This window comes from Methylosoma difficile (genome assembly GCF_054657615.1).
Genome location: NZ_BAAHYJ010000002.1, coordinates 16,726 through 36,228, shown reverse-complemented (window position 1 = coordinate 36,228; position 19,503 = coordinate 16,726). Strand labels below are relative to the sequence as shown.

22 protein-coding genes are annotated in these 19,503 nt (G+C 47.9%); 6 read left to right on the top strand and 16 right to left on the bottom strand.

Annotated features, from left to right (window positions below; all coding sequences use genetic code 11):
• Positions 1-4 precede the first annotated feature (4 nt).
• The gene (locus ACYQ1O_RS05675) at positions 5-733 is read left to right on the top strand and encodes a response regulator (protein WP_459990681.1); all 729 of its coding nucleotides are present in this window, start codon (positions 5-7) and stop codon (positions 731-733) included.
• Between the two features lie 106 nt (positions 734-839).
• Positions 840-1,175: a Spy/CpxP family protein refolding chaperone gene (locus ACYQ1O_RS05670; RefSeq protein ID WP_459990680.1), complete on the top strand. Its 336-nt coding sequence runs from the start codon at positions 840-842 to the stop codon at positions 1,173-1,175.
• Positions 1,176-1,241: 66 nt separating this feature from the next.
• On the opposite strand, the gene ACYQ1O_RS05665 is transcribed toward ACYQ1O_RS05670, so the two are convergent.
• The 6 genes from ACYQ1O_RS05665 to ACYQ1O_RS05640 form a co-directional block, all read right to left on the bottom strand.
• Complete coding sequence (locus ACYQ1O_RS05665; protein ID WP_459990679.1) at positions 1,242-1,889, bottom strand: glutathione S-transferase; 648 nt, start codon at positions 1,887-1,889, stop codon at positions 1,242-1,244.
• 109 nt (positions 1,890-1,998) lie between these two features.
• On the bottom strand, positions 1,999-2,838 hold the full coding sequence (locus ACYQ1O_RS05660) for an SHOCT domain-containing protein (RefSeq protein ID WP_459990678.1): 840 nt from the start codon (positions 2,836-2,838) through the stop codon (positions 1,999-2,001).
• Between the two features lie 150 nt (positions 2,839-2,988).
• Positions 2,989-4,317 carry a cytochrome P450 gene (locus tag ACYQ1O_RS05655; RefSeq protein ID WP_459990677.1) on the bottom strand — a complete coding sequence of 443 codons (1,329 nt, stop codon included), beginning with the start codon at positions 4,315-4,317 and terminating at the stop codon, positions 2,989-2,991.
• A 46-nt stretch (positions 4,318-4,363) separates the two neighbouring features.
• Positions 4,364-5,038, bottom strand: coding sequence for a metallophosphoesterase family protein (locus tag ACYQ1O_RS05650; protein ID WP_459990676.1), 675 nt, complete (start codon positions 5,036-5,038; stop codon positions 4,364-4,366).
• Between the two features lie 78 nt (positions 5,039-5,116).
• A complete protein-coding gene (locus tag ACYQ1O_RS05645) occupies positions 5,117-6,022 on the bottom strand; it encodes an NAD(P)-dependent methylenetetrahydromethanopterin dehydrogenase (protein WP_459990675.1) in 906 nt (301 codons plus the stop codon).
• Between the two features lie 36 nt (positions 6,023-6,058).
• Complete coding sequence (locus tag ACYQ1O_RS05640) at positions 6,059-6,967, bottom strand: NAD(P)-dependent methylenetetrahydromethanopterin dehydrogenase (RefSeq protein ID WP_459990674.1); 909 nt, start codon at positions 6,965-6,967, stop codon at positions 6,059-6,061.
• Between the two features lie 183 nt (positions 6,968-7,150).
• Here ACYQ1O_RS05640 and ACYQ1O_RS05635 point away from each other — a divergent pair, with 183 nt between their 5' ends.
• Positions 7,151-7,630 (top strand): FKBP-type peptidyl-prolyl cis-trans isomerase, encoded by a 480-nt coding sequence (locus ACYQ1O_RS05635; protein WP_459990673.1) that lies wholly within the window; start codon positions 7,151-7,153, stop codon positions 7,628-7,630.
• Positions 7,631-7,678: 48 nt separating this feature from the next.
• Here ACYQ1O_RS05635 and acs read toward each other — a convergent pair whose 3' ends face one another.
• Genes acs through ACYQ1O_RS05620 form a run of 3 tightly spaced genes read right to left on the bottom strand, consistent with a single transcriptional unit; the run spans position 7,679 to position 10,276 of the window.
• The gene (gene acs, locus ACYQ1O_RS05630; protein WP_459990672.1) at positions 7,679-9,613 is read right to left on the bottom strand and encodes an acetate--CoA ligase; all 1,935 of its coding nucleotides are present in this window, start codon (positions 9,611-9,613) and stop codon (positions 7,679-7,681) included.
• A gap of 32 nt (positions 9,614-9,645) precedes the next feature.
• The gene (locus tag ACYQ1O_RS05625; RefSeq protein WP_459990671.1) at positions 9,646-9,933 is read right to left on the bottom strand and encodes a hypothetical protein; all 288 of its coding nucleotides are present in this window, start codon (positions 9,931-9,933) and stop codon (positions 9,646-9,648) included.
• Positions 9,934-9,958: 25 nt separating this feature from the next.
• Positions 9,959-10,276, bottom strand: coding sequence for a DUF3301 domain-containing protein (locus tag ACYQ1O_RS05620; RefSeq protein ID WP_459990670.1), 318 nt, complete (start codon positions 10,274-10,276; stop codon positions 9,959-9,961).
• A gap of 135 nt (positions 10,277-10,411) precedes the next feature.
• On the opposite strand from ACYQ1O_RS05620, the gene ACYQ1O_RS05615 reads away from it, so the two are divergent.
• Complete coding sequence (locus ACYQ1O_RS05615; protein ID WP_459990669.1) at positions 10,412-11,086, top strand: alpha/beta hydrolase; 675 nt, start codon at positions 10,412-10,414, stop codon at positions 11,084-11,086.
• A 51-nt stretch (positions 11,087-11,137) separates the two neighbouring features.
• Here the strand turns inward: ACYQ1O_RS05615 and ACYQ1O_RS05610 are convergent, their stop codons facing one another.
• Both ACYQ1O_RS05610 and ACYQ1O_RS05605 read right to left on the bottom strand, forming a co-directional pair.
• Positions 11,138-11,464 (bottom strand): hypothetical protein, encoded by a 327-nt coding sequence (locus ACYQ1O_RS05610; protein WP_459990668.1) that lies wholly within the window; start codon positions 11,462-11,464, stop codon positions 11,138-11,140.
• A gap of 104 nt (positions 11,465-11,568) precedes the next feature.
• Positions 11,569-12,255, bottom strand: coding sequence for a rhomboid family intramembrane serine protease (locus ACYQ1O_RS05605; protein ID WP_459990667.1), 687 nt, complete (start codon positions 12,253-12,255; stop codon positions 11,569-11,571).
• A 117-nt stretch (positions 12,256-12,372) separates the two neighbouring features.
• Between ACYQ1O_RS05605 and ACYQ1O_RS05600 the strand changes: the two genes are divergently transcribed.
• On the top strand, positions 12,373-13,707 hold the full coding sequence (locus ACYQ1O_RS05600) for a DEAD/DEAH box helicase (protein ID WP_459990666.1): 1,335 nt from the start codon (positions 12,373-12,375) through the stop codon (positions 13,705-13,707).
• 23 nt (positions 13,708-13,730) lie between these two features.
• Positions 13,731-13,958: a hypothetical protein gene (locus ACYQ1O_RS05595; RefSeq protein ID WP_459990665.1), complete on the top strand. Its 228-nt coding sequence runs from the start codon at positions 13,731-13,733 to the stop codon at positions 13,956-13,958.
• A 248-nt stretch (positions 13,959-14,206) separates the two neighbouring features.
• On the opposite strand, the gene ACYQ1O_RS05590 is transcribed toward ACYQ1O_RS05595, so the two are convergent.
• The 5 genes from ACYQ1O_RS05590 to gap all read right to left on the bottom strand — a co-directional run bounded on the left by ACYQ1O_RS05590 (position 14,207) and on the right by gap (position 19,490).
• Complete coding sequence (locus tag ACYQ1O_RS05590; RefSeq protein ID WP_459990664.1) at positions 14,207-14,383, bottom strand: hypothetical protein; 177 nt, start codon at positions 14,381-14,383, stop codon at positions 14,207-14,209.
• Between the two features lie 151 nt (positions 14,384-14,534).
• Positions 14,535-15,629, bottom strand: coding sequence for a DegT/DnrJ/EryC1/StrS family aminotransferase (locus ACYQ1O_RS05585; protein ID WP_459990663.1), 1,095 nt, complete (start codon positions 15,627-15,629; stop codon positions 14,535-14,537).
• Between the two features lie 226 nt (positions 15,630-15,855).
• On the bottom strand, positions 15,856-16,791 hold the full coding sequence (locus ACYQ1O_RS05580) for a Gfo/Idh/MocA family oxidoreductase (protein WP_459990662.1): 936 nt from the start codon (positions 16,789-16,791) through the stop codon (positions 15,856-15,858).
• A gap of 232 nt (positions 16,792-17,023) precedes the next feature.
• Positions 17,024-18,469, bottom strand: coding sequence for a pyruvate kinase (pyk, locus tag ACYQ1O_RS05575; RefSeq protein ID WP_459990661.1), 1,446 nt, complete (start codon positions 18,467-18,469; stop codon positions 17,024-17,026).
• Positions 18,470-18,476: 7 nt separating this feature from the next.
• On the bottom strand, positions 18,477-19,490 hold the full coding sequence (gene gap / locus ACYQ1O_RS05570) for a type I glyceraldehyde-3-phosphate dehydrogenase (protein WP_459990660.1): 1,014 nt from the start codon (positions 19,488-19,490) through the stop codon (positions 18,477-18,479).
• Positions 19,491-19,503: the final 13 nt, after the last annotated feature.

The window sequence follows — 19,503 nt, the reverse complement described above, 5'->3', positions numbered from 1 at the left end:
GGTTATGAAAGCAGAAAAACACATTTTGATCGTCGAAGACGAAGAAAAATTAGCGTATGTGCTGGAAGATTATCTCCATGCCGCCAATTTCACCACGCACTGGCTGGCGGATGGCGCAAAAGTGACCGATTGGTTTAATACCCATCCGGTCGATTTGATTTTGTTGGATTTGATGTTGCCGAATGTGGATGGCTTGGAAATTGCCAAAACGATCCGTAAAACCAGCAAGGTACCCATCATTATGATAACCGCACGCATTGAGGAAATTGACCGGCTGCTGGGTTTGGAATTAGGCGCGGACGATTACATTTGCAAACCTTTCAGCCCACGTGAAGTGGTCGCCCGCATCAAAGCCGTCTTGCGCCGCACCTACAACGAAGACGTGGACGCGCAAACGCCGACAACTTTATCTGCGCCCTTGCTCTTGGACGGACACAGCTTTTGTATATCGGCGAATGGGCGGCAAATAATGCTCACCCACGTTGAATTTCAGCTTTTTCAGGTTTTGTACCAACAGCCCAACCGGATTTTTTCGCGCGTGCAATTGATTGACAAAATCTACCAAGACCACCGCATTGTTTCGGACCGCACGGTCGATAGCCACATCAAAAAACTGCGCAAAAAATTGGCGGGCTTGTTGCCAGAAATTGAGTTGATCCATTCGGTGTACGGCGCAGGCTACCGCTATGCCCCGCAAGCCAAAAGCGCAGAAACCGCTTTGCAAGATTCATAATGTTTGCACAATGCCGCCGTAATGCTTACCCATTCGGTGTTTATAGTATTCTTCAAGAAAGGCGATACGCGTTTCTTTATCCCTCTTAACTTAACAAGGAAACACCATGAAAAAGATCGTTATCAGTTTGTTATTGGCGGCGTGTTTGCCATTGGTTGGATTTGCCGGTGCAGCACCCGATGGTCAACCACCCGAAGGCGCACCTGATTTTAAAAAGCATCATGCCCATAAAATGGAAATGATGGTGAAGGAATTAGGCTTGTCGGCAGAACAAAAAACCAAAGTCGATGGCATTTTTGAAGACCAAAAAACCAAATTTAAAGCGATACACGAAGAAACCAAAAACCGCTTAAAAACGGTGCTGACACCTGAACAATTGAAAAAGTTTGAAGCCATGCGCCCGCCGCACGACAAAATGCCGGAACCACCCAAACCTGAATAAAGCCGCCTAAATCCCCTTTGCTTCTGGCGAACAAGACTTAACTTGTCCGCCAGAACGCCCCTCCCCTTAAGCAAATCCCCTCATCGCCGCCATACCTTCTACCCAAGCTGGGTATTTGTCCATAACGGCTGCAAACAACGCCGAATCCAACCATTTTTGTAGCCACTGCTGTACGGCGGGATAATCCGCCGCCGCAAACCATTGCTCATCAACGGCGGCAAATTGGCGGATGAAGGGGAAGATTGCCGCATCGGCTAATGTGCAGTGGTCGCCCAATAACCAAGGCGTAACCTGCAAACGGCTTTCGAGTTCTGCCAAAAAAAATTCACCTTGGCGGCGGTAATGGTCTGCGGAGTATTCGGGATGGCGGTCGGCGTATTTGTAGCGGTCTAAATAGTATTTAAAATCGCCGTCGTTCCAAGTGATTAAGGTTTTGGCGCTCTGAATATCCGCCAACCAGTGGGCAGGGTCGTGTTGCGCTAAGGCCCAGTGCATGATGTCGAGGCTTTCTTCCAATACCTTGCCGTCGGGCAACTGCAACACAGGGACAGTGGCTTTAGGGGAAAGGTCGCGCAGGGCTTGGGGTTTGTTTTTTAATTCAATTTCGCGGATTTCGACGCTGATGCCTGCATAGGCGAGCGCCAATCTGGCCCGCATCGCATAAGGGCAGCGGCGGAAGGTGTAGAGGATGGGGAGCTTGGGGAGCTTGTTCATGCGTTGGCTGGTCGTGCAAAGCCAAGTTTCTGGCGATTGTTTTGAGTGTTTGGATTGGATCGGTTTTGCGGAATCCAAAACTTTGGACTCCGCAGTTGTTTTCTGAAATTTACAAGCGGCTTAACAATTCTGCTTTTTTGCTGCTGTATTCGGCATCGGTCAGTAAACCTTGATTCCACAGCACCGCCAATTTTTCTATCGCGGTAAAAATATCGCCACTTGGGCTGCTGGTGTTATGGGTTGATACGGTGGGCTGGAACGCCGGTGGTATTGGCTTTTGAACAGGCACATTATCAACCGAAATAACCGGTAAATTGCTGACATCAACCACGCCGTATTGGCTGGTAAAAGTAATGGAACCGCCCACCGATTGTTGCTGCGAAAAGCCGCCAATGTGGTGATCAAGCGTGTCATACAAGGTGACATGACCATTGGCATCAATCGCCAAACGGTTAATGGTGGCAAAATAGGCGTAACGGACATTGTTTTGCGCGCCCGTACTATTCGGGAATTGCAAGCCCGCAGGCCACCAATTGCCGGAACTGCCTGCGGGTGGCGGAACAAACAAACTGACCGGCGCGTTGCCGCTGACGCCATTTTGTTGCTGCTGATTGCCACTAAAATGGGCCTGTTGTTGCGAACCTTGGTTTTGCGATTGGAAACTGCCGGTTTGGATGAGATTGGGCTGGCTGGCAATCAAGTTGGAAAGTTCTTGGCACAAACCGCCCACGGAATTTTTCAAGCCGTTGTTAAACATATCGCCCAGCATAATCATGCCGCCGCGCATCCATTGCCCAGAACCACCGAATTCGGGGTGGCTGAATTGTGCCATTGAACCGTTGCCATTAATAACGGATTGCAACATGCTACATACCGCATCAAAACTAAAGTGGTAACGTTGGGCAATGTTGTTGATTGTTTGCTGGCCTTCGGGCGTAAACTGCATCATGGTAAAACCTACTAAGAATATTAAATAACAGACGACGGCATGTATCAGCCCAATCGCCTGAACGAATCACCTAGACAGTTTACCCGATTAGAAGATTTAACGCTTTGATTATTTTAAAAAAACAGCAAGCTCTCGTGTTTTTGACTGTCTTTATCGGGCTAGAATTTGCAGGGTCAAATCGCTTTGCGGGCGCAATGTGATGCGGCATTCGTGACCCACTTTTTCGCCTTTGGGCAACTGCAATCGGAACTGGCTGGACAAAGCCGACAGACAGATCGCTGTCACCGAGCCGCCAAAAAACTGCGCCAGCGGCTCGCGCGCGCCGGCGTTGAACGGCAAATAACTAAAGGCCAGAATGGCAGGCGCATTGGGCAAAAACCGCTCCGGCATGAAATGGTCGGGATTTTGCCAATACAGTTTATGCCGGTGCAACAACCAAGGCACAACCAGCATGATGGAACCGGTGGGGATGTCACGCTTGCCAATTTTGTCATCCACTTTAGCTTCCCTTAACAAGATGGGCATGGGCGGATACAAGCGCAAGGTTTCTTTGATGATGGCATGGCTAAAAGGCAGATTGTCGGCATCGGTCACACGGGCAGATGGGTCTGCCATTAAGCTTGCGGCTTCCTGATACAGTTTTTGTTCCGTTTCGGTACACTGCGAAACCAGATACCACGCCCAAGATAGGGTGTTGGCGATGATTTCATAAGCTGCCATAAACAACAGGATCAGTTCATTGCGGATTTGTCCGGCACTTAAGGTTTCGCCTTGGCGGGCAAGCAACAAAGCCATTATGCAGGAAGGGTCGCTGTTGTTACGGCCTTCGGCAAGCAACACATCCAACAGGCGGTGGATACGTTGGGCGGATTGTTGGACTTTACTGGCACCAAAACTAGGCAACCAATTGGCAACGCCTAAAAAGGAAACGATGCCCATTTGTTCGATGGCGGCTTGGTATGCAGAAAAACTTTCGACCAATTCGTTGACCTGTTTGTCGGTGATGCCTTTGCCAAATAAGCAACGGCTGATAATGCCCGCACCCAGCTGGCGCATTTCAGGCAGCACCTTTATTTTTGCCCCTGGTTTTAATGCCGACCATTGCTGTATTTGGGCTTGGGTAGCGGCATAGACAATATCGTCAAAATACTGTGCCTGTTGCGGGTCTAACCATAAGCTTTGCCAAATTGAGCCATCGCAAACATTGATGCCCTCACCCAATAATGGCTCCAACGCCTTACGCAGTAAGGTGCTTTTGGCTTCGTATTTGGCACTTTGGGTGTCCAGGACATGCTTGACCCTTTCCGGACTGTTGGCGATAAACACCCAAAGGTTAATGATTTTAGTGGAGCTAAATTGCTGTGAAAAAATGGTTTCAGGCCAGATTGACAACAAATCCCGACGGGCATATTTAACGGTATCAAGCGGCCCTAAATCTTTAGCAGGCCGGTGCGGATAAGGAGGAATGAAGTTTGCCATAGGGTTTAGAGGAGCCTTTAATGGAAAGTTTGGCTAGATGGGGCCATTAAGAACAAAGATTGCCTAGCAAGTCAGAAACAGCATGATTGGCAACGCCATGAACCTTGATATTGTGTTTGATGATGCGGCTGTAATTTTCATGGAGATGCCCATGGAACAACTGCTTGACGCCCATAGCCACTGCCAATTCGGTGATTGCCTGAAACCCGTGCCGATGCGAACCCGGTGCTTCGTGGGTCACTAAAATATCGGCGTTCAGGGCTTTGAGTTGCTGAAATTCATCAGGCCAGATGGCGGACAAATACTTTAAGGTCATCCCCCCGTTTTTTAAGCCTTGCGGTTGGTTGACCAAAAAATGCTGCTTGTCTGTCCATTTGGGTTCTTTGGGCGGATACCAAACCCTACCCAGAAAAATGCCTCCTAAACCGGCAATTTTTAATCCGGCAATTTCGGTCACTTTTAAATGCAAACTATTGTCTTTGAAGGCCGACTGGAACAAGTTGCGGTGCTTGCAGGGTGATTGGAAATCGTGGTTGCCAGCAATCCACCAAATTTGCGTCATTTCGGCAATTTCGCCCAGATAATCCTCAAGCGGTTTATCCAAGTCGTAATCACCTAATAAGATGACGGCCTCAGGTTGGTGTTTATGGACGGCATTAATGAGGGGCTGGAAATTACCATGAGGGTCGCCCGCAAATAAAATTCTGTCATGTCGAGTCATTGTTTGGCTGTGTGTAATTATTTTTGCCTCATGACAGTGGAAAACCTGAAAACAGGTTTTCCTTCTTATCTGCTGGTTTTAAACGATGCTTCTAGCTTGCGTAAAGGCTTGCCTGAAATCTAAATACAAAGGCGTTTCAGTTGTTAACATCAAAGCCAACATGTTGTTTTGCAATTGATATTTGACATTACCGACCGCCAAGGCACCGACGCCGACCGCATTTTCGCATTGGCTGGCATAAATTAAAGGCTGGCCCAAATCGTTGCGTTTAATGCCTTCAATGCCCATTGGTGGCACAGCGTTGACATCGCCAGCCACTTTTAACTGCTTGGCTGCCGCCAATACTTTCGCGCTGAGCACTTGGATACCGGCTTTGGCCGTACAGAAAACAATATCGGCATCGGCAAGCAATTGGGCTTTTTCGTCATCGTTGCTGCCCACCGCACCTTTTAATGTGCAAGCAAAACGGCGGTTGTAGGCATTGGCGACATCTTGCGCGGTATCGGCTGACAAATGGTCAACCAACGCGGTGTCTGCACCCGCCAAAGAGGCAATGACACCGGTAGCAATGCCCACCGGCCCCGTTCCGCCAAACACCAAGGCTTTACAGTCTTTCAGTTCTTTCCCATGCACCGTTTGCAATTGCTTTTCCACACAGGCGACCAGCGCAGCAGCCGTCGTGAAAGCACCACTGGGGTCTGCAAATACCGACACTTCGAACGGTGGCACCATGGCTTGGCGGCTGGCATCCAGCATATCCATCGCCAAACCTAAATCGCGACCGCCAATAAAAATGCCCGTACGCTTAACACCCGCAGGGCCACGGGAGAAAATGGCATCTTGGGTCAGGCCGTTGACTTTATCCAATTTGACATTGCTATAAGGCATCAATACGTCAAAGCCCGCATCCAATGCCATGTTGACATCAAATGGACTGTTATGGGGCATCGGGTCAAACATATGCAAGATACTGCGTTTCTCCATTTGGAAACCTCAAGTTAGGCGGAAAATTAAAGATGCTTAAGCATTAGCCTTAACATACTCTCTAGCCACTTCGAACGCATGTTCAAAATGCAGGTATTCGGGTTTTTCAGCCGTAATCATTCTTTTCAGCAACATGTTTTGCGCTTGGTATTTCACGTTGCCAATCGCCAATGCGCCAATACCCACTGCACCGCTGATCGAACCTTCAATTGGCGTGCCGTTGTGGAAAGCATCGACACCGGCGATACCGGCAGGTGGTACCGCATTCACATCAGCAGCCACTTTTAATTGGGGTGCTGAGGCAATCAATTCCGCGCTAAGCAATTCAATACCTGCTGCGCCGGTAGCAAAAACCACGTCAGCTGTTTTAATGTATTCAGCTTTGTCGGCATCGGCGCCGGCGGTGACGGTAATTTTGCCATCGCCAAATTCGTTGCTGCACAAATCGGCAATCAGCTGGGCTTTTTCCAATTGTCTGCCGATAATACGCACATTAGCGCCCGCTTGGGCTGCGATAACCGCCGCCGCTTGGCCTACAGGGCCTGTACCGCCCAATGCCAAAATATTTTTACCTTCCAAAGTGGTGTTAAATTTTGCTGCCAATTCACGTTCAACCGCAGCAACCATGCCGGCGGCAGTAGTAAATGCACCGCTAGGATCAGCAAACACGGACACTTCAAACGGTGGCACCATTGAGCGTTTGGCCATTTTCAGCATGTCCATGGCTTGTTTGGTATCACGTCCACCAATGAAGATGCCCGTCCGTTTTAAATTTTTAACGCTACGGGAAAAAATCGCGTCTTGCACCAAGCCTTGCACTTCGCTGGCTTCAACATTGGTGTAAGCCAACGCAGAAACCCAACCGGCGTCCAATGCCATGTTGACATCAAACGGGCTTAAGTTTTTGGCAGTGGTCAGCATGTGTAAAATGAATTGTTTTTCCATGATTGCTCCTTATTAGTGTTATCGGGCAAGTATAAAAGAATTCAACTGAGATTAATACCGTCCAACCCAAGCCAAGGCTCGCATTTATAAAACTTTAATGGTCGCATCGAGCTATTTTTACGGACAAATCAATGCTAAAGATTTATGATAAGCAATTTATTAATTTAACCAGAAGGTTTTTAAATGCAAGTTGCTGACAATACGGCTGTTTCCATCCACTACACGCTTACCAACGATGACGGCGACGTTATTGACAGCTCAATCGGTGGTGCTGCATTGGTTTATTTACAAGGTGCCGGCAATATCATTTCCGGTTTAGAAAAAGCCTTGCATGGCAAAACCGCTGGCGAAAAACTGAACGTCCGTATTGATGCGGAAGACGCTTACGGCGAATTTATGGAAGAACGCGTACAGGTGATCCCGCGCGCCATGTTTGAAGGCATTGACACCGTTGAAGTGGGCATGCAATTCCATGCCGATGTCAGCGACGGCCCAGGCGTTGTCACCGTAATTGGCGTTGAAGGCGACGACATCACTATCGACGGCAACCACCCGTTAGCGGGCATGGCGTTAACTTTCGATGTCGAAATCGTCGATGTCAGACCTGCCACGAAAGATGAAATGGCGCACGGACACGTCCATGGCGAAGGCTGCCATCATTAATTAAAACGGAAACTCGTTTGCCAAGGATGGCGGATTTTTCCCTAAAAACTACCGGTTTTTCCGGTTAGCAATAATATCCTTCACCACCGACGGGTCTGCCAAGGTGGAAATATCCCCTAAATTTTCCAACTCATTTGCCGCCACTTTGCGCAAAATACGCCGCATAATTTTACCGGAGCGGGTCTTGGGTAAAGCAGGCGCCCACTGGATCACATCAACGCCCGCGATAGCGCCAATTTCTTGCCTGACTAACACGACCAACTCTTTTTTCATTGTCTCGCTAGGTTCAAAACCTGCGCACAACGTCACATAAGCATAAATGCCCTGCCCTTTGATGGCGTGCGGATAACCCACCACTGCCGATTCGGCAACCGCTTCATGCAAATCCAAGGCGGCCTCAATTTCCGCTGTCCCCAATCGGTGGCCTGAGACGTTAATCACATCGTCAATGCGCCCTGTAATCCAATAATAGCCATCGGCATCGCGACGTGCGCCATCGCCCGCCATGTAATAACCCGGATAGCTTTTAAAATAAGTGTCGATAAAGCGCGGATGATCGCCATAAACTGTACGGGCTTGCCCAGGCCACGGATGGCTGAAAACCAAAATGCCTTCAGCCTCACCTTCAAGGCGGTTGCCTTGGTTATCGATGATGTGGGGTTGCACGCCAAAGAATGGCAAGCTTGCCGAACCCGGCTTCAAATCGGTCGCACCTGGCAAGGGGGTAATCAAGATACCGCCCGTTTCGGTTTGCCACCACGTATCGACAACCGGACAACGGCCTTTGCCGACGCGGTGGTAATACCACTCCCACGCTTCCGAATTGATGGGTTCGCCGACGCTGCCCAATATCCTTAAACTGTTGCGCACGCTGCTGTCGAGGTAATGGTTGCCTTGCGCCATCAATGCACGGATGGCGGTGGGCGCCGTATAAAAAATATTGACCTGATGCTTATCAATCACTTGCCAGAACCGGTCTGCCGACGGATAGGTCGGCACGCCTTCAAACATCAAGGTAGTGGCACCATTGCATAGCGGCCCGTAAACCACATAGGAATGACCGGTAATCCAACCGACATCGGCGGTACACCAATAAACATCGCCGTCGTGGTAATCAAACACATATTTGTGTGTCATTGCCGCATAGAGCAGATAACCGCCGGTGGTGTGCAAGACCCCCTTAGGTTTGCCGGTTGAGCCGGAGGTGTAGAGAATAAACAGCGGGTCTTCGGCTGCCATCGCTTCCGGCTCACATTCGGCAGCGGCTTGCGCCATCGCCTCGTGATACCAAACATCGCGGGGTTCATGCCAATCAACGGGATTGCCGCTGTGCCTGACCACCACTACTTTTGCCAGCTTCGGACAATGCTTGGCAGCGTTGTCGACCGTGTGTTTTATAGGGATGCTTTTACCGCCGCGAAAGCCTTCGTCGGCACAAACCAAAAAACGGCAATCGGCATCCAATAAGCGGTCTTTTAAAGACTCTGCCGAAAAGCCGCCAAATACAATCGAATGAACCGCGCCTATGCGCGTACAGGCAAGCATGGCAACTGCCGCTTCGACAAGCATCGGCAAGTAAATACAAACACGGTCGCCTTTTTTAACGCCCAAATCTTTTAGCACATTAGCAAATTTACAGACTTGTGCGTGCAATTGCCGGTAAGTAAGGCGCCTATCGTTGTCAGGTTCGTCACCTTCCCAAATAATTGCCGTTTGCTCGCCACGTTCTGGCAAGTGCCGGTCTAAGCAATTGACGCTGACATTCAGCTTGCCGCCTTCAAACCAACGGATATGGGCTTGTTGGTAATCAAATTCCAAAACTTGCTGCCAAGGCTGCATCCACATTAAGAACTGCTCGGCCTGCTCCGCCCAGAATTGTTCCGGTTGTTCGATGGATTGCTGATAAAGACAGCGGTATTGCTCGGCGTTTATGTGCGCATGGGCAGCCACTTCGGGTTTGACAGGATAGACGGTCTGGGACATAAGCAGATTGATCTTTACGGTGGGTTGACGGGCTACAACACGCTGAGGACCAGCGCGAACACAAAGGCAAAAATGACATATAAGGCAAACTTGGCCTGTGGCGTTAAGCTTTCTTTAAACGCATGCCATTCTGCCGACAGCCCTTTTTTAATGCTGCCAGAAGACAAGATGCGCTTAAGCCGTCCTTGGAAGGTTTGCAATTCTTCTTCAGTGGCTTCCTGGTCGATCAGCTCCAGCACTTTCGAATAAAAACCGCCGCATTCGGGGCAGCGCATTTCATTATTGGCATTGACAAAGCCGCAAGATGGGCAAGTAGGCATAATGGCTCCTGATGTCTGATGGTAGTCAATCGGTATTGATGCGGTAAGGTTCCATGTAGATGGAATCAACACGCGCCCCCAACATGGTAATGCGTCCGTTATAGCGGTCATCGCCGGTTGAGGTAAATTCAAAACTGTAGTCGCGTCTCAGCTGCCTTTTGCCGTTTCTGCCGCGTTTAAAAGAAAAGCATTTGAAAGCAATGTAATCATCCAGCATCAGCACTTGCATGGCATGGCAATGGTCGCGGGTTGCCTTTATGGCAATTTCTTTAATTTTTTCAGCTTTGTTCCAATGGATTGCCGCCAAAAAAATGACTAACGTTAACAGTAAAGGAATAGACATCGCTTGCACAGAAAAAAGGTGAATTTGAGTATTGTACCTATATTTACAACAATTCCTTACTTGTCAAAACAGTTCCGGCATTGCATAGTAACTGCAAACCCAATTCACCCAAATACCCAGCCCTTGGAATCCGCAATGCAAACGGCATTAACGACTGTAGAAATACCACCACGCTCAACCCATCTTTATTCGGTCATCTGGCTGCACGGGCTAGGTGCCGATGGTCATGATTTTGAAGGCATCGTCAGTGAGCTGAACCTGCAGGCGGCTGACAACATCCAGTTTATTTTTCCCAATGCGCCTATCCAGCCCGTCACCATTAACGGCGGCATGGAAATGCGCTCTTGGTACGATATTATTGAATTACACCAAGACGGTCCGGTTGATTTACCGGGCATTGAGCAATCTTGCCAAGCCATTGGCAAACTCATCCAGCGGGAGATGGACAAAGGCATTGCCTCGGAAAATATTTTGCTGGCAGGTTTTTCACAGGGCGGGATGATCGCCTTGCATACAGGCTTATGCTTTCCAAAGCGTTTAGCAGGCATTTTGGCGTTATCGACTTATTTGCCGACCTTAAAGCAAGTGGCAAAAACAGGCAGCGAAGCCAACCAATCCTTACCCATTTTAATGGCACACGGAATTTTAGATGCGGTTATTGCCATTGAGGTTGCCAAAAACGCCTACCACGGACTTACCGGTTTAGGTTATAGCGTGCAATGGCACGATTATTTGATGGGTCACTCGGTATGCGTTGAAGAACTGGAACATATCTCCGCCTTTATCAACGGCATTTTTAAGCAGGCATAAAAAAAGGCGTATCGTCGGATACGCCTTTTTTAACTAAATAAGTATGGGCAATTAAGCTTTTAGCGATTCTGCAATGGCATTGAAAGCTTCTACTTTTGTTTTGCCAGTTTTTACCAATTCAACACCGGTCTCAACCACCATTTTGCACAAATCGGGTGTTTTGTAGACCATCATGCACAAATACCCCACCACAGGGATGGCAACTAAAGCACCGATAAAACCATGCAAGCCAACGAAGCCCATCAGTTTTATCAATAAGGCAATGGCATCCAAAGGCAACAACACCATCGCACCGAAATAGGCGATTACCATAAAAGTGAAAAGTACAAAGACAACAAACTGGAGCAGCCTTACCAACGCAACGTTAACTTTTTTCATATTATTTTAATGTCCTGAATAACTGAGGTAGCTTTTTGTGGATATTTTTGTAGAAAGCCCCACTTTTTGAAGCGCAGATTATACCTGAAAGCCTTTAAAAAACTTTAATTTTCTGCTGGGTTTTTGCGCAGAAAAAACGGATATAAACCCGATCCGGCAATAAATCCCCCAAGATGCGCCCACCACGCCACGCTAGCCATACCCGACTCAAACAACAAGGCTGTCGTGGCGTTATGCAATTGGAACAACACCCACAAACCCAAGAATGCGATAGCCGGCACATGGATCACAATCGGCAAAAACAGGATCGGCACCCAAACGATCACCCGCGCTAACGGATAAAGGAAAAAATACGCCGCCAACACACCGGCAATGGCACCCGAAGCCCCCACCACCGGAATGGTCAAGGTGGGATCAAAGCGCCACTGCAAAAAAGTGGCTATTGACCCGCACAACAAATAAAAAACCAAAAACCGCAGCCTGCCCATGCGGTCTTCGACGTTATCGGCAAAAATCCACAAAAACCACATATTGGTGATTAAATGCAGCCACGTGCTATGCAAAAACAAATTGCTGAAAAATGAAAAATAATAGTCAAACGGCAAGCCCTGCAAACCTTTCCAACCGTTGGAATAGCGTATGGGGATCATGCCGTACAATTGGATCAACCGGTTGCTTTCTTCTTGGGGCATAAAATACATCACCACAAAGACCAGCACACAAACCGCTATAATTGACCACGTGACAATCGGTTTTGAATTGCAGGGGGCTGTATCTCTAATGGGTATCATAGTCCTACCTTTGTTACTTTTAGGGTTTACACGAGTTAATCATAGCTGGGTTTGCAAACAGTTTATAATAAACGCCATCATCCCTTACCATTATCTGCAAGACGCTCTTAAATATTCATGCCTACCACTTCAAACGAAAACCCCATTAGCTTTGCCGACCTTTTACTGGCTGACGAACTGCTCAAAGCCATCAGCCAAATGGGGTTTAACCAACCTACGCCGGTACAAGAACAAGCCATCCCTGCCGTCATCGCCGGTAAAGATTTATTGGTCAGCGCCGAAACCGGCAGCGGCAAAACCGCCGCCTTTGTATTGCCCGCCCTGCAATTTTTGCTGGACCACCCAACCAGCCTTTTCGGCACACGGGTATTGATCCTAACCCCAACACGCGAATTGGCCAGCCAGATTTTGGGCCAATGCCACGCTTTGGCTGAATTCACCGACATCAAAGCCAGCTTAGTCATCGGCGGTGAAGATTTTAAACAACAAAAAAGCAGCATCCGCCGCAATGTCGAAATATTGATCGCCACGCCCGGACGTTTACTGGAATTGCTTGAACAAGAATCCCCCGATTTTCTGCATTTGCAAATGCTGATTTTGGATGAAGCAGACCGCATGTTGGACATGGGTTTTAGCGATGCCGTCATGAGCATAGCCAGCCATTGCAACCCAAAACGCCAAACCTTGTTGTTTTCCGCCACCTTAACGCATTATGGCGTGATAAAAATGGCGGACAAACTCTTAAACAACCATCAAACCATTGCTTTAAATAGCCTGCATGATGGTCACAGCAACATTCAGCAATCGCTGATGCTTGCAGATGATTTCGAACACAAACAAAAGCTGCTTGCGTGGTTGCTGCAGAATGAAGATTACGAAAAAGCCTTAGTATTCACCAACACCCGCATAAAAACAGAAGAACTGGAAAATCCTTTGCGTGCATTAGGGCTGCGCGTCGCAGTGTTGCATGGTGAAATGGAGCAAAGGGACCGCAAACGCACGATGGGCTTGCTGCACAATGGCACGGTTGCCATCATCGTCGCCACCGACTTGGCGGCACGGGGTTTGGACGTAAAAGGCATCAACTTGGTCATCAATTTTGACGTGCCCAGAAACGGTATCGACTATATACACCGCATAGGCCGTACAGGGCGCGCCGACGCGACCGGACAAGCCATTACATTGGTCAACCACAGCGAATGGAACGTGATTTCAGGCATCCAACGCTTCTTAAAACAACAATTTGCCACCCGCTTAATCAAGGAATTGGCAGGCAGCTACAAAGGCCCCAAAAAAGTGAAAGCATCTGGCAAAGCCGCCGGTGTTAAAAGCAAGGTCGAGCCGAAAAAAGCACCGGTAAAAAAAGTTAAAATTCGCGAACGCGACAGGAAAAACATTGGCAAACGCAGAACACCGGTAAGCAAAACTTCATCAGAACCGAGTTCAGACTGACCTCTTTTGGCTTACACCCTTGTTTGGGCATTAACAAATCTGCAGCTTACCCAGCGTTTTTCGGGGCATGGTTATCCACAGTTTCTGTGGATAAAGCTGTTGATTGTGATCTTGAAAAGCAGGTGGGTTCTAGGCTTTGCTTAGAATGGCTAAAAATTACCCTGAAAGAAATCAAGGTTATATTTATTTGTCATTTGTATATCAACAACCTGCAATCAGCAATTGGATTGGCATTCAATGAAATGGGATAAACGACCTAACCATCTAATTAAAAAGATAAATTTTAATTGACGGCGATAATTGCCAGAAAGGCCAGACCCAATGGATAAACAGCTAAAAACGTAATCGCCATCAATAATGGCTAGTTTGAAAAAGCGGGAAATACGCGGCTAAACAACGCCGGTAAATTGTGGATATGTCTAAAATGAAAAACGTCCAAGGCGAATGCTTTGCCTTGGACGTTTTTAGTTGGATGGCTTAAAAGCCCAGTGGAAAACTGTTATTGTTCGCATGCTACATGACCGTCATCATCCTGTTTACGGTTCATGTTGACATTGCTGGCAATCGCAGCTGTCGCAAATAAAGTTGAAGAAATGATGAACTCACCGGAAATGAAGCCGAATAGCCCCAGTAAAAATACTGCGCCGGTTAAAATGTCTTTGTAATAGTTGTTCATGGTTGAATCCTTATAAATAAATTTAATGGTGTAGCTCAAACTACGGTTAAACTATACATAAGGTTTTATTGATTAACAATAATCATAAAAATAGACTTATTGTTTCTTAATAATACTCAAAAAATTCATGAACTATTAAGCCACTAAACAATCACGCAACAACTTGTGCAATAACCGCAACAATCTCCTTAACCGACTCCTCTTTCAGGAACGGGCAAATCGGCAATGAAAAACATTGCGACGCAACCGATTCCGTCGCAGGCAACGTCAAACCGGCGCATTCTTCCTTAAAAGCATTTTGTTGGTGGAGCGGCACGGGGTAATACACCGCACAAGCAATTTGTTTAGCTTGCAAGGCTTGCATGATGTCGTCGCGACGTTCTGACAACAAGGTATATTGATGGTAGACATGCACGCCCAAACCATCTTCAAACGGTGTGGCAATCGGCAAATCAGCCATCAGCTCAGAATACCAATGCGCAACGCGGCGGCGGCCTTCATTATATTGGTGAATCCGCTTTAGCTTCGCACGCAAAATAACCGCCTGCATTTCATCCAAACGGCTGTTATAACCAATGATGTCGTGATAATAACGGATATTCGAACCATGATTTCTCAATTGCTTAAGCATGGCTGCGGTCTCATCAGAATCCGTCACGACCAAGCCGCCATCGCCAAATGCCCCCAAGTTTTTGCTAGGGAAAAAACTGAAACCTGCGGAATGACCAATTGACCCAGTCTGCTTACCGTTGACGCTCGCACCGAACGACTGGCAGCAGTCTTCTATCAATTTCAGGTTATGTTCCTTGCAAAGGGCGGCAATGCTGTCCATATCGGCAGGTTGCCCAAACAAATGCACCGGCATAACCGCTTTCGTTTTCGGTGTAATGGCTTTAACAATGGCCTCGGGTGAAATATTGAAACTGCGCGGATCAATATCGACAAACACCGGCACAGCACCCACATATTTAATGGCTTCGGCGGTGGCAATAAACGTAAACGGCGTGGTGATAACCTCATCACCCGCACCAATGCCTTCGGCAATCAGAGCCAAATGCAACGCATCGGTACCCGAAGCCACGCCAAAGGCGTGCTTAACACCCAAATACGCAGCGCATTCCTGCTCAAACGCCTGTACGTTCGGCCCTAAAATAAATGAGCAATTTTCAATTGTTTGCGCCAAGCCCTGTTCCACTTCATCTTTAATTTCAGCGTATTGGGCTTTCAGGTTTACCATTGGGATCATGTATTTTCCTTGTTTACAGGGTTTTGAGGAGTGTTATTAATTTGTGGTTGGTAGATGTAGGGCAAGAAAACTGATGCCCAATAAGCATTTCGCTATTTGTCACTTAGCCCATTAATACCTTTTGAAATCACCCAACGGCTCAATGGCATCATCGGGAATCGCTTACTTTTTTCGGTGATGATAAAAATCAAGGTGATGTTGTTTTTCAAAGATGGCATCAAAAAACTCACTTGTCGCCCAACAACTCCGTAATCCGAATCGCCGTCGCCAACGCCCTGCGACCCGCTTCACCAGACACCAAGGGCTTATTGCCCGTCTGGATACAATCGACAAAATGCTGGATTTCCGCCAACAAGGCATCGCCGCTTTCAAACACCGATTCTTCGGTTTCTATCTCAGGAATGCCTGGGAACATTTCTTTGCTGCCAGTGCGGTGTTTGGTGAGGGTTTTGTTTTGGAAATCGACGGCAATGTAAGAGCTGGGGCGGAACAGGCGCATTTTGCGCTCTAGCTTCATGCTGATGCGACTGGCGGTCACGTTGGCGACACAACCATTTTTGAACAACAAACGCGCATTGGCGATGTCCGTGCCTTGCGTCAATACCGCTGTGCCGCTAGCGTCGATGCGTTCCACTTCGGAATCGACCAAAGCCAAAATGATGTCGATGTCGTGGATCATCAAATCCAACACCACGCTGACATCGTTGGCGCGGGGGTTAAACGGCGATAAACGGTGCGATTCAATGAATAGCGGTTTTTCGTCTTTATCCAAACCCAGCACCGCCGGATTAAAACGTTCCAAATGCCCGACTTGCAACAGCACATGATTGGCACTGGCGATGGCGATCAATTCGTCGGCTTCAGCAACTGTCACGGTAATGGGTTTTTCCACCAACACATGGCTGCCCGCTTCAAGAAACGCTTTTGCCACTTGATGATGCAAGGTGGTGGGGACGACGATACTGACGGCATCGACAGTACCCAATAGGCTTTGGTAATCGGTTAAAGCTTGTGCGCCGTATTGGTCAGCAACGGCTTGGGCGGCGGCTAAATTAATATCGACCACAGCTACCAGTTCGCAATCCGGCAATCCGGCGTATTTTTGGGCGTGGAATTTGCCAAGATAACCGGTGCCGATGACAGCGCATTTTAATTTTTTCATGAATAATCAGATAACTTGAGGAGTGACCGTATAAAAGGGGAAAAGCGTGGAGGGTTATTGTAATCGATTGGCCAGCAGACATAAAACCCAGCAACAGCTAGGTTTATTCACTTGCTTTAAATGAAGGCAGTGTCCAGTCGCTTATAAACAAAAAAGCCCCTAAGTTGACTAACAAAGGGGCTTTTTTGACGGATTCAGGCTTGTGTTTGCACAAACCCGAACAGTGTACCTGCTAAGGTGTCAGTCCTTGTCCAACTACGATGACTTTAAGGGCGTTGGTGCCGCCTTTAATGCCTGTCAAATCGCCTTTGGTGATGATGAACTTATCACCGTCTTTGGCAAGATTCCATTTTCTTAACTGCTTAACGATGTCACGGTTGACTTCAGCATGGTCTTTTTCGATATTTTTAAATTCAATCGGGAAAACACCACGGTATAAAGTCACCCTGCCCAACGCTTCTTCTTCGCCGGTAAAAGCAAAAATCGGAATTGCAGAACTGATTCTGGACATCCATAAAGCCGTTGAACCCGATTCTGTCAGCGTCACAATACCTTTAATTTTGGTATGGTTAGCCATATACATAGCAGACATCGCAATGGCTTCGTCAACACGATCAAACTGATGGTCGACACGATGGTCTGAAGTACGAACCGCAGACTGTTTTTCGGCTTCAATACAAATGCGGTGCATAGCTTCAACGGTTTTGATCGGATATTTGCCCGAAGCCGTTTCTGCCGACAACATAATCACATCAGTACCGTCATAAACCGCGTTGGCAACGTCACAAACTTCCGCACGGGTTGGAATCGGGTTTTCAATCATCGATTCCATCATTTGTGTGGCGGTAATTGCCACACGGTTTAATTCGCGCGTACGTTTAATGAGTTTTTTCTGCACAGCCGGCAAGTTGGCATCACCAATTTCCACACCCAAATCGCCGCGCGCAACCATCACGGCATCCGATGCCAGAATGATTTCGTCCATGACAGGGTCAACAATGGCTTCAGCACGTTCCACTTTAGAAACAATACCGGCATGGCAACCTTCTGCTTGCAACAAACGACGGGCTTCATGCAAATCTTCTGCGCAACGCGGGAAAGAAACCGCCACATAATCGCATTTGATTTTGCCGATAGTGATGATGTCTTCTTTGTCTTTTTCCGTCAAAGCGGCAGCCGAAAGGCCGCCGCCCAACAAGTTGATGCCTTTGTTGTTCGATAACGCGCCACCCACCGCAACAGTACAGTTAACACGCATGTTTTCAACGTTAACCACATCCAAAACAATACGGCCGTCGTCCAACAACAAACGGCTGCCTGGCTTTACTTCTAAGGCCAGAGGCTCATAAGTGATGCCGACTTGGGTATTGTCGCCTGCTAAAGGATCAAAATTGATGTCCAGCGCAAAAGCTTGGCCTTCTTCCAAAATAACTTTGGTATCCTTAAAGCGGGCGATACGGATTTTAGGGCCTTGCAAATCCGCCAGGATACCAACGCGACGACCGGTTTTTTTGCTTAACTCACGGACGGCGTTGGCTCTGGCGATGTGGTCTTCAGCAGAACCATGAGAGAAGTTCAAGCGTACAACATCAATTCCTGCCTCAAACAATCCCTCAAGCACACCAGGTTGATCTGAAGCAGGACCTAATGTGGCTAAAATTTTGGTTCTTCTTAACATGACGGGATTACTCGGCGTTAACTAAAGCGATTGACGTGTCCAACATACGGTTTGAGAAGCCCCACTCGTTGTCATACCAAGACAAGACTTTGACGAAGTTGCCGTCGAGAACTTTTGTCAATGGCGCTTCGTAGATAGAAGACGCTGGATTGTGGTTGTAGTCAGAAGACACTAATGGTTTTTCGTTGATTTCCAAAATGCCTTTTAATGGGCCAGCCGCAGCGGCTTTCAAGATTTCATCAATCTCTGCTTTGCTGGTGCTTCTTGCGGCAGTGAACGTCAAATCGACAACCGATACGTTAATGGTCGGTACGCGCATGGCGAAACCGTCCAACTTGCCTGACAATTCTGGCAATACCAAACCAACCGCTGCCGCAGCGCCGGTTTTGGTTGGGATCATTGATTGGGTGGCAGAACGTGCACGGCGTAAGTCGCTGTGGTAAACGTCGGTCAACACTTGGTCGTTAGTGTAAGAATGGATGGTGGTCATCAAACCATGAACCACGCCAATGGCATCGTGCAAAGGTTTGACCAAAGGCGCCAAACAGTTGGTGGTGCAAGAAGCGTTAGAGATAACGGTGTCAGTTGATTTTAAGGTGAGGTGGTTGACACCGTAAACGATGGTCGCATCAACATCATCGCCGCCTGGTGCAGAAATGATGACTTTTTTAGCGCCTGCACCAATGTGGGCAGAAGCTTTGGCTTTGCTGGTGAAGAAACCGGTACATTCAAAGACAACGTCAACATCCAAATCGCCCCAAGGCAATTTTGATGGGTCGCGTTCTGAAAAAACTTTGATGCTGTCGCCGTTGATTACGATGCAATCATCATCAACTGCCACTTCAAAAGGAAATTTGCCATGCACGGTGTCGTATTGTGTTAAGTGTGCGTTGGTGTTCGCATCACCTAAGTCATTGATTGCAACGATTTGGATTTCGTTAGTACGACCTGCTTCGTACAAGGCGCGGACGATGTTACGCCCGATACGGCCATAACCATTGATTGCAACTTTAATTGGCATAGAGATTCTCCAG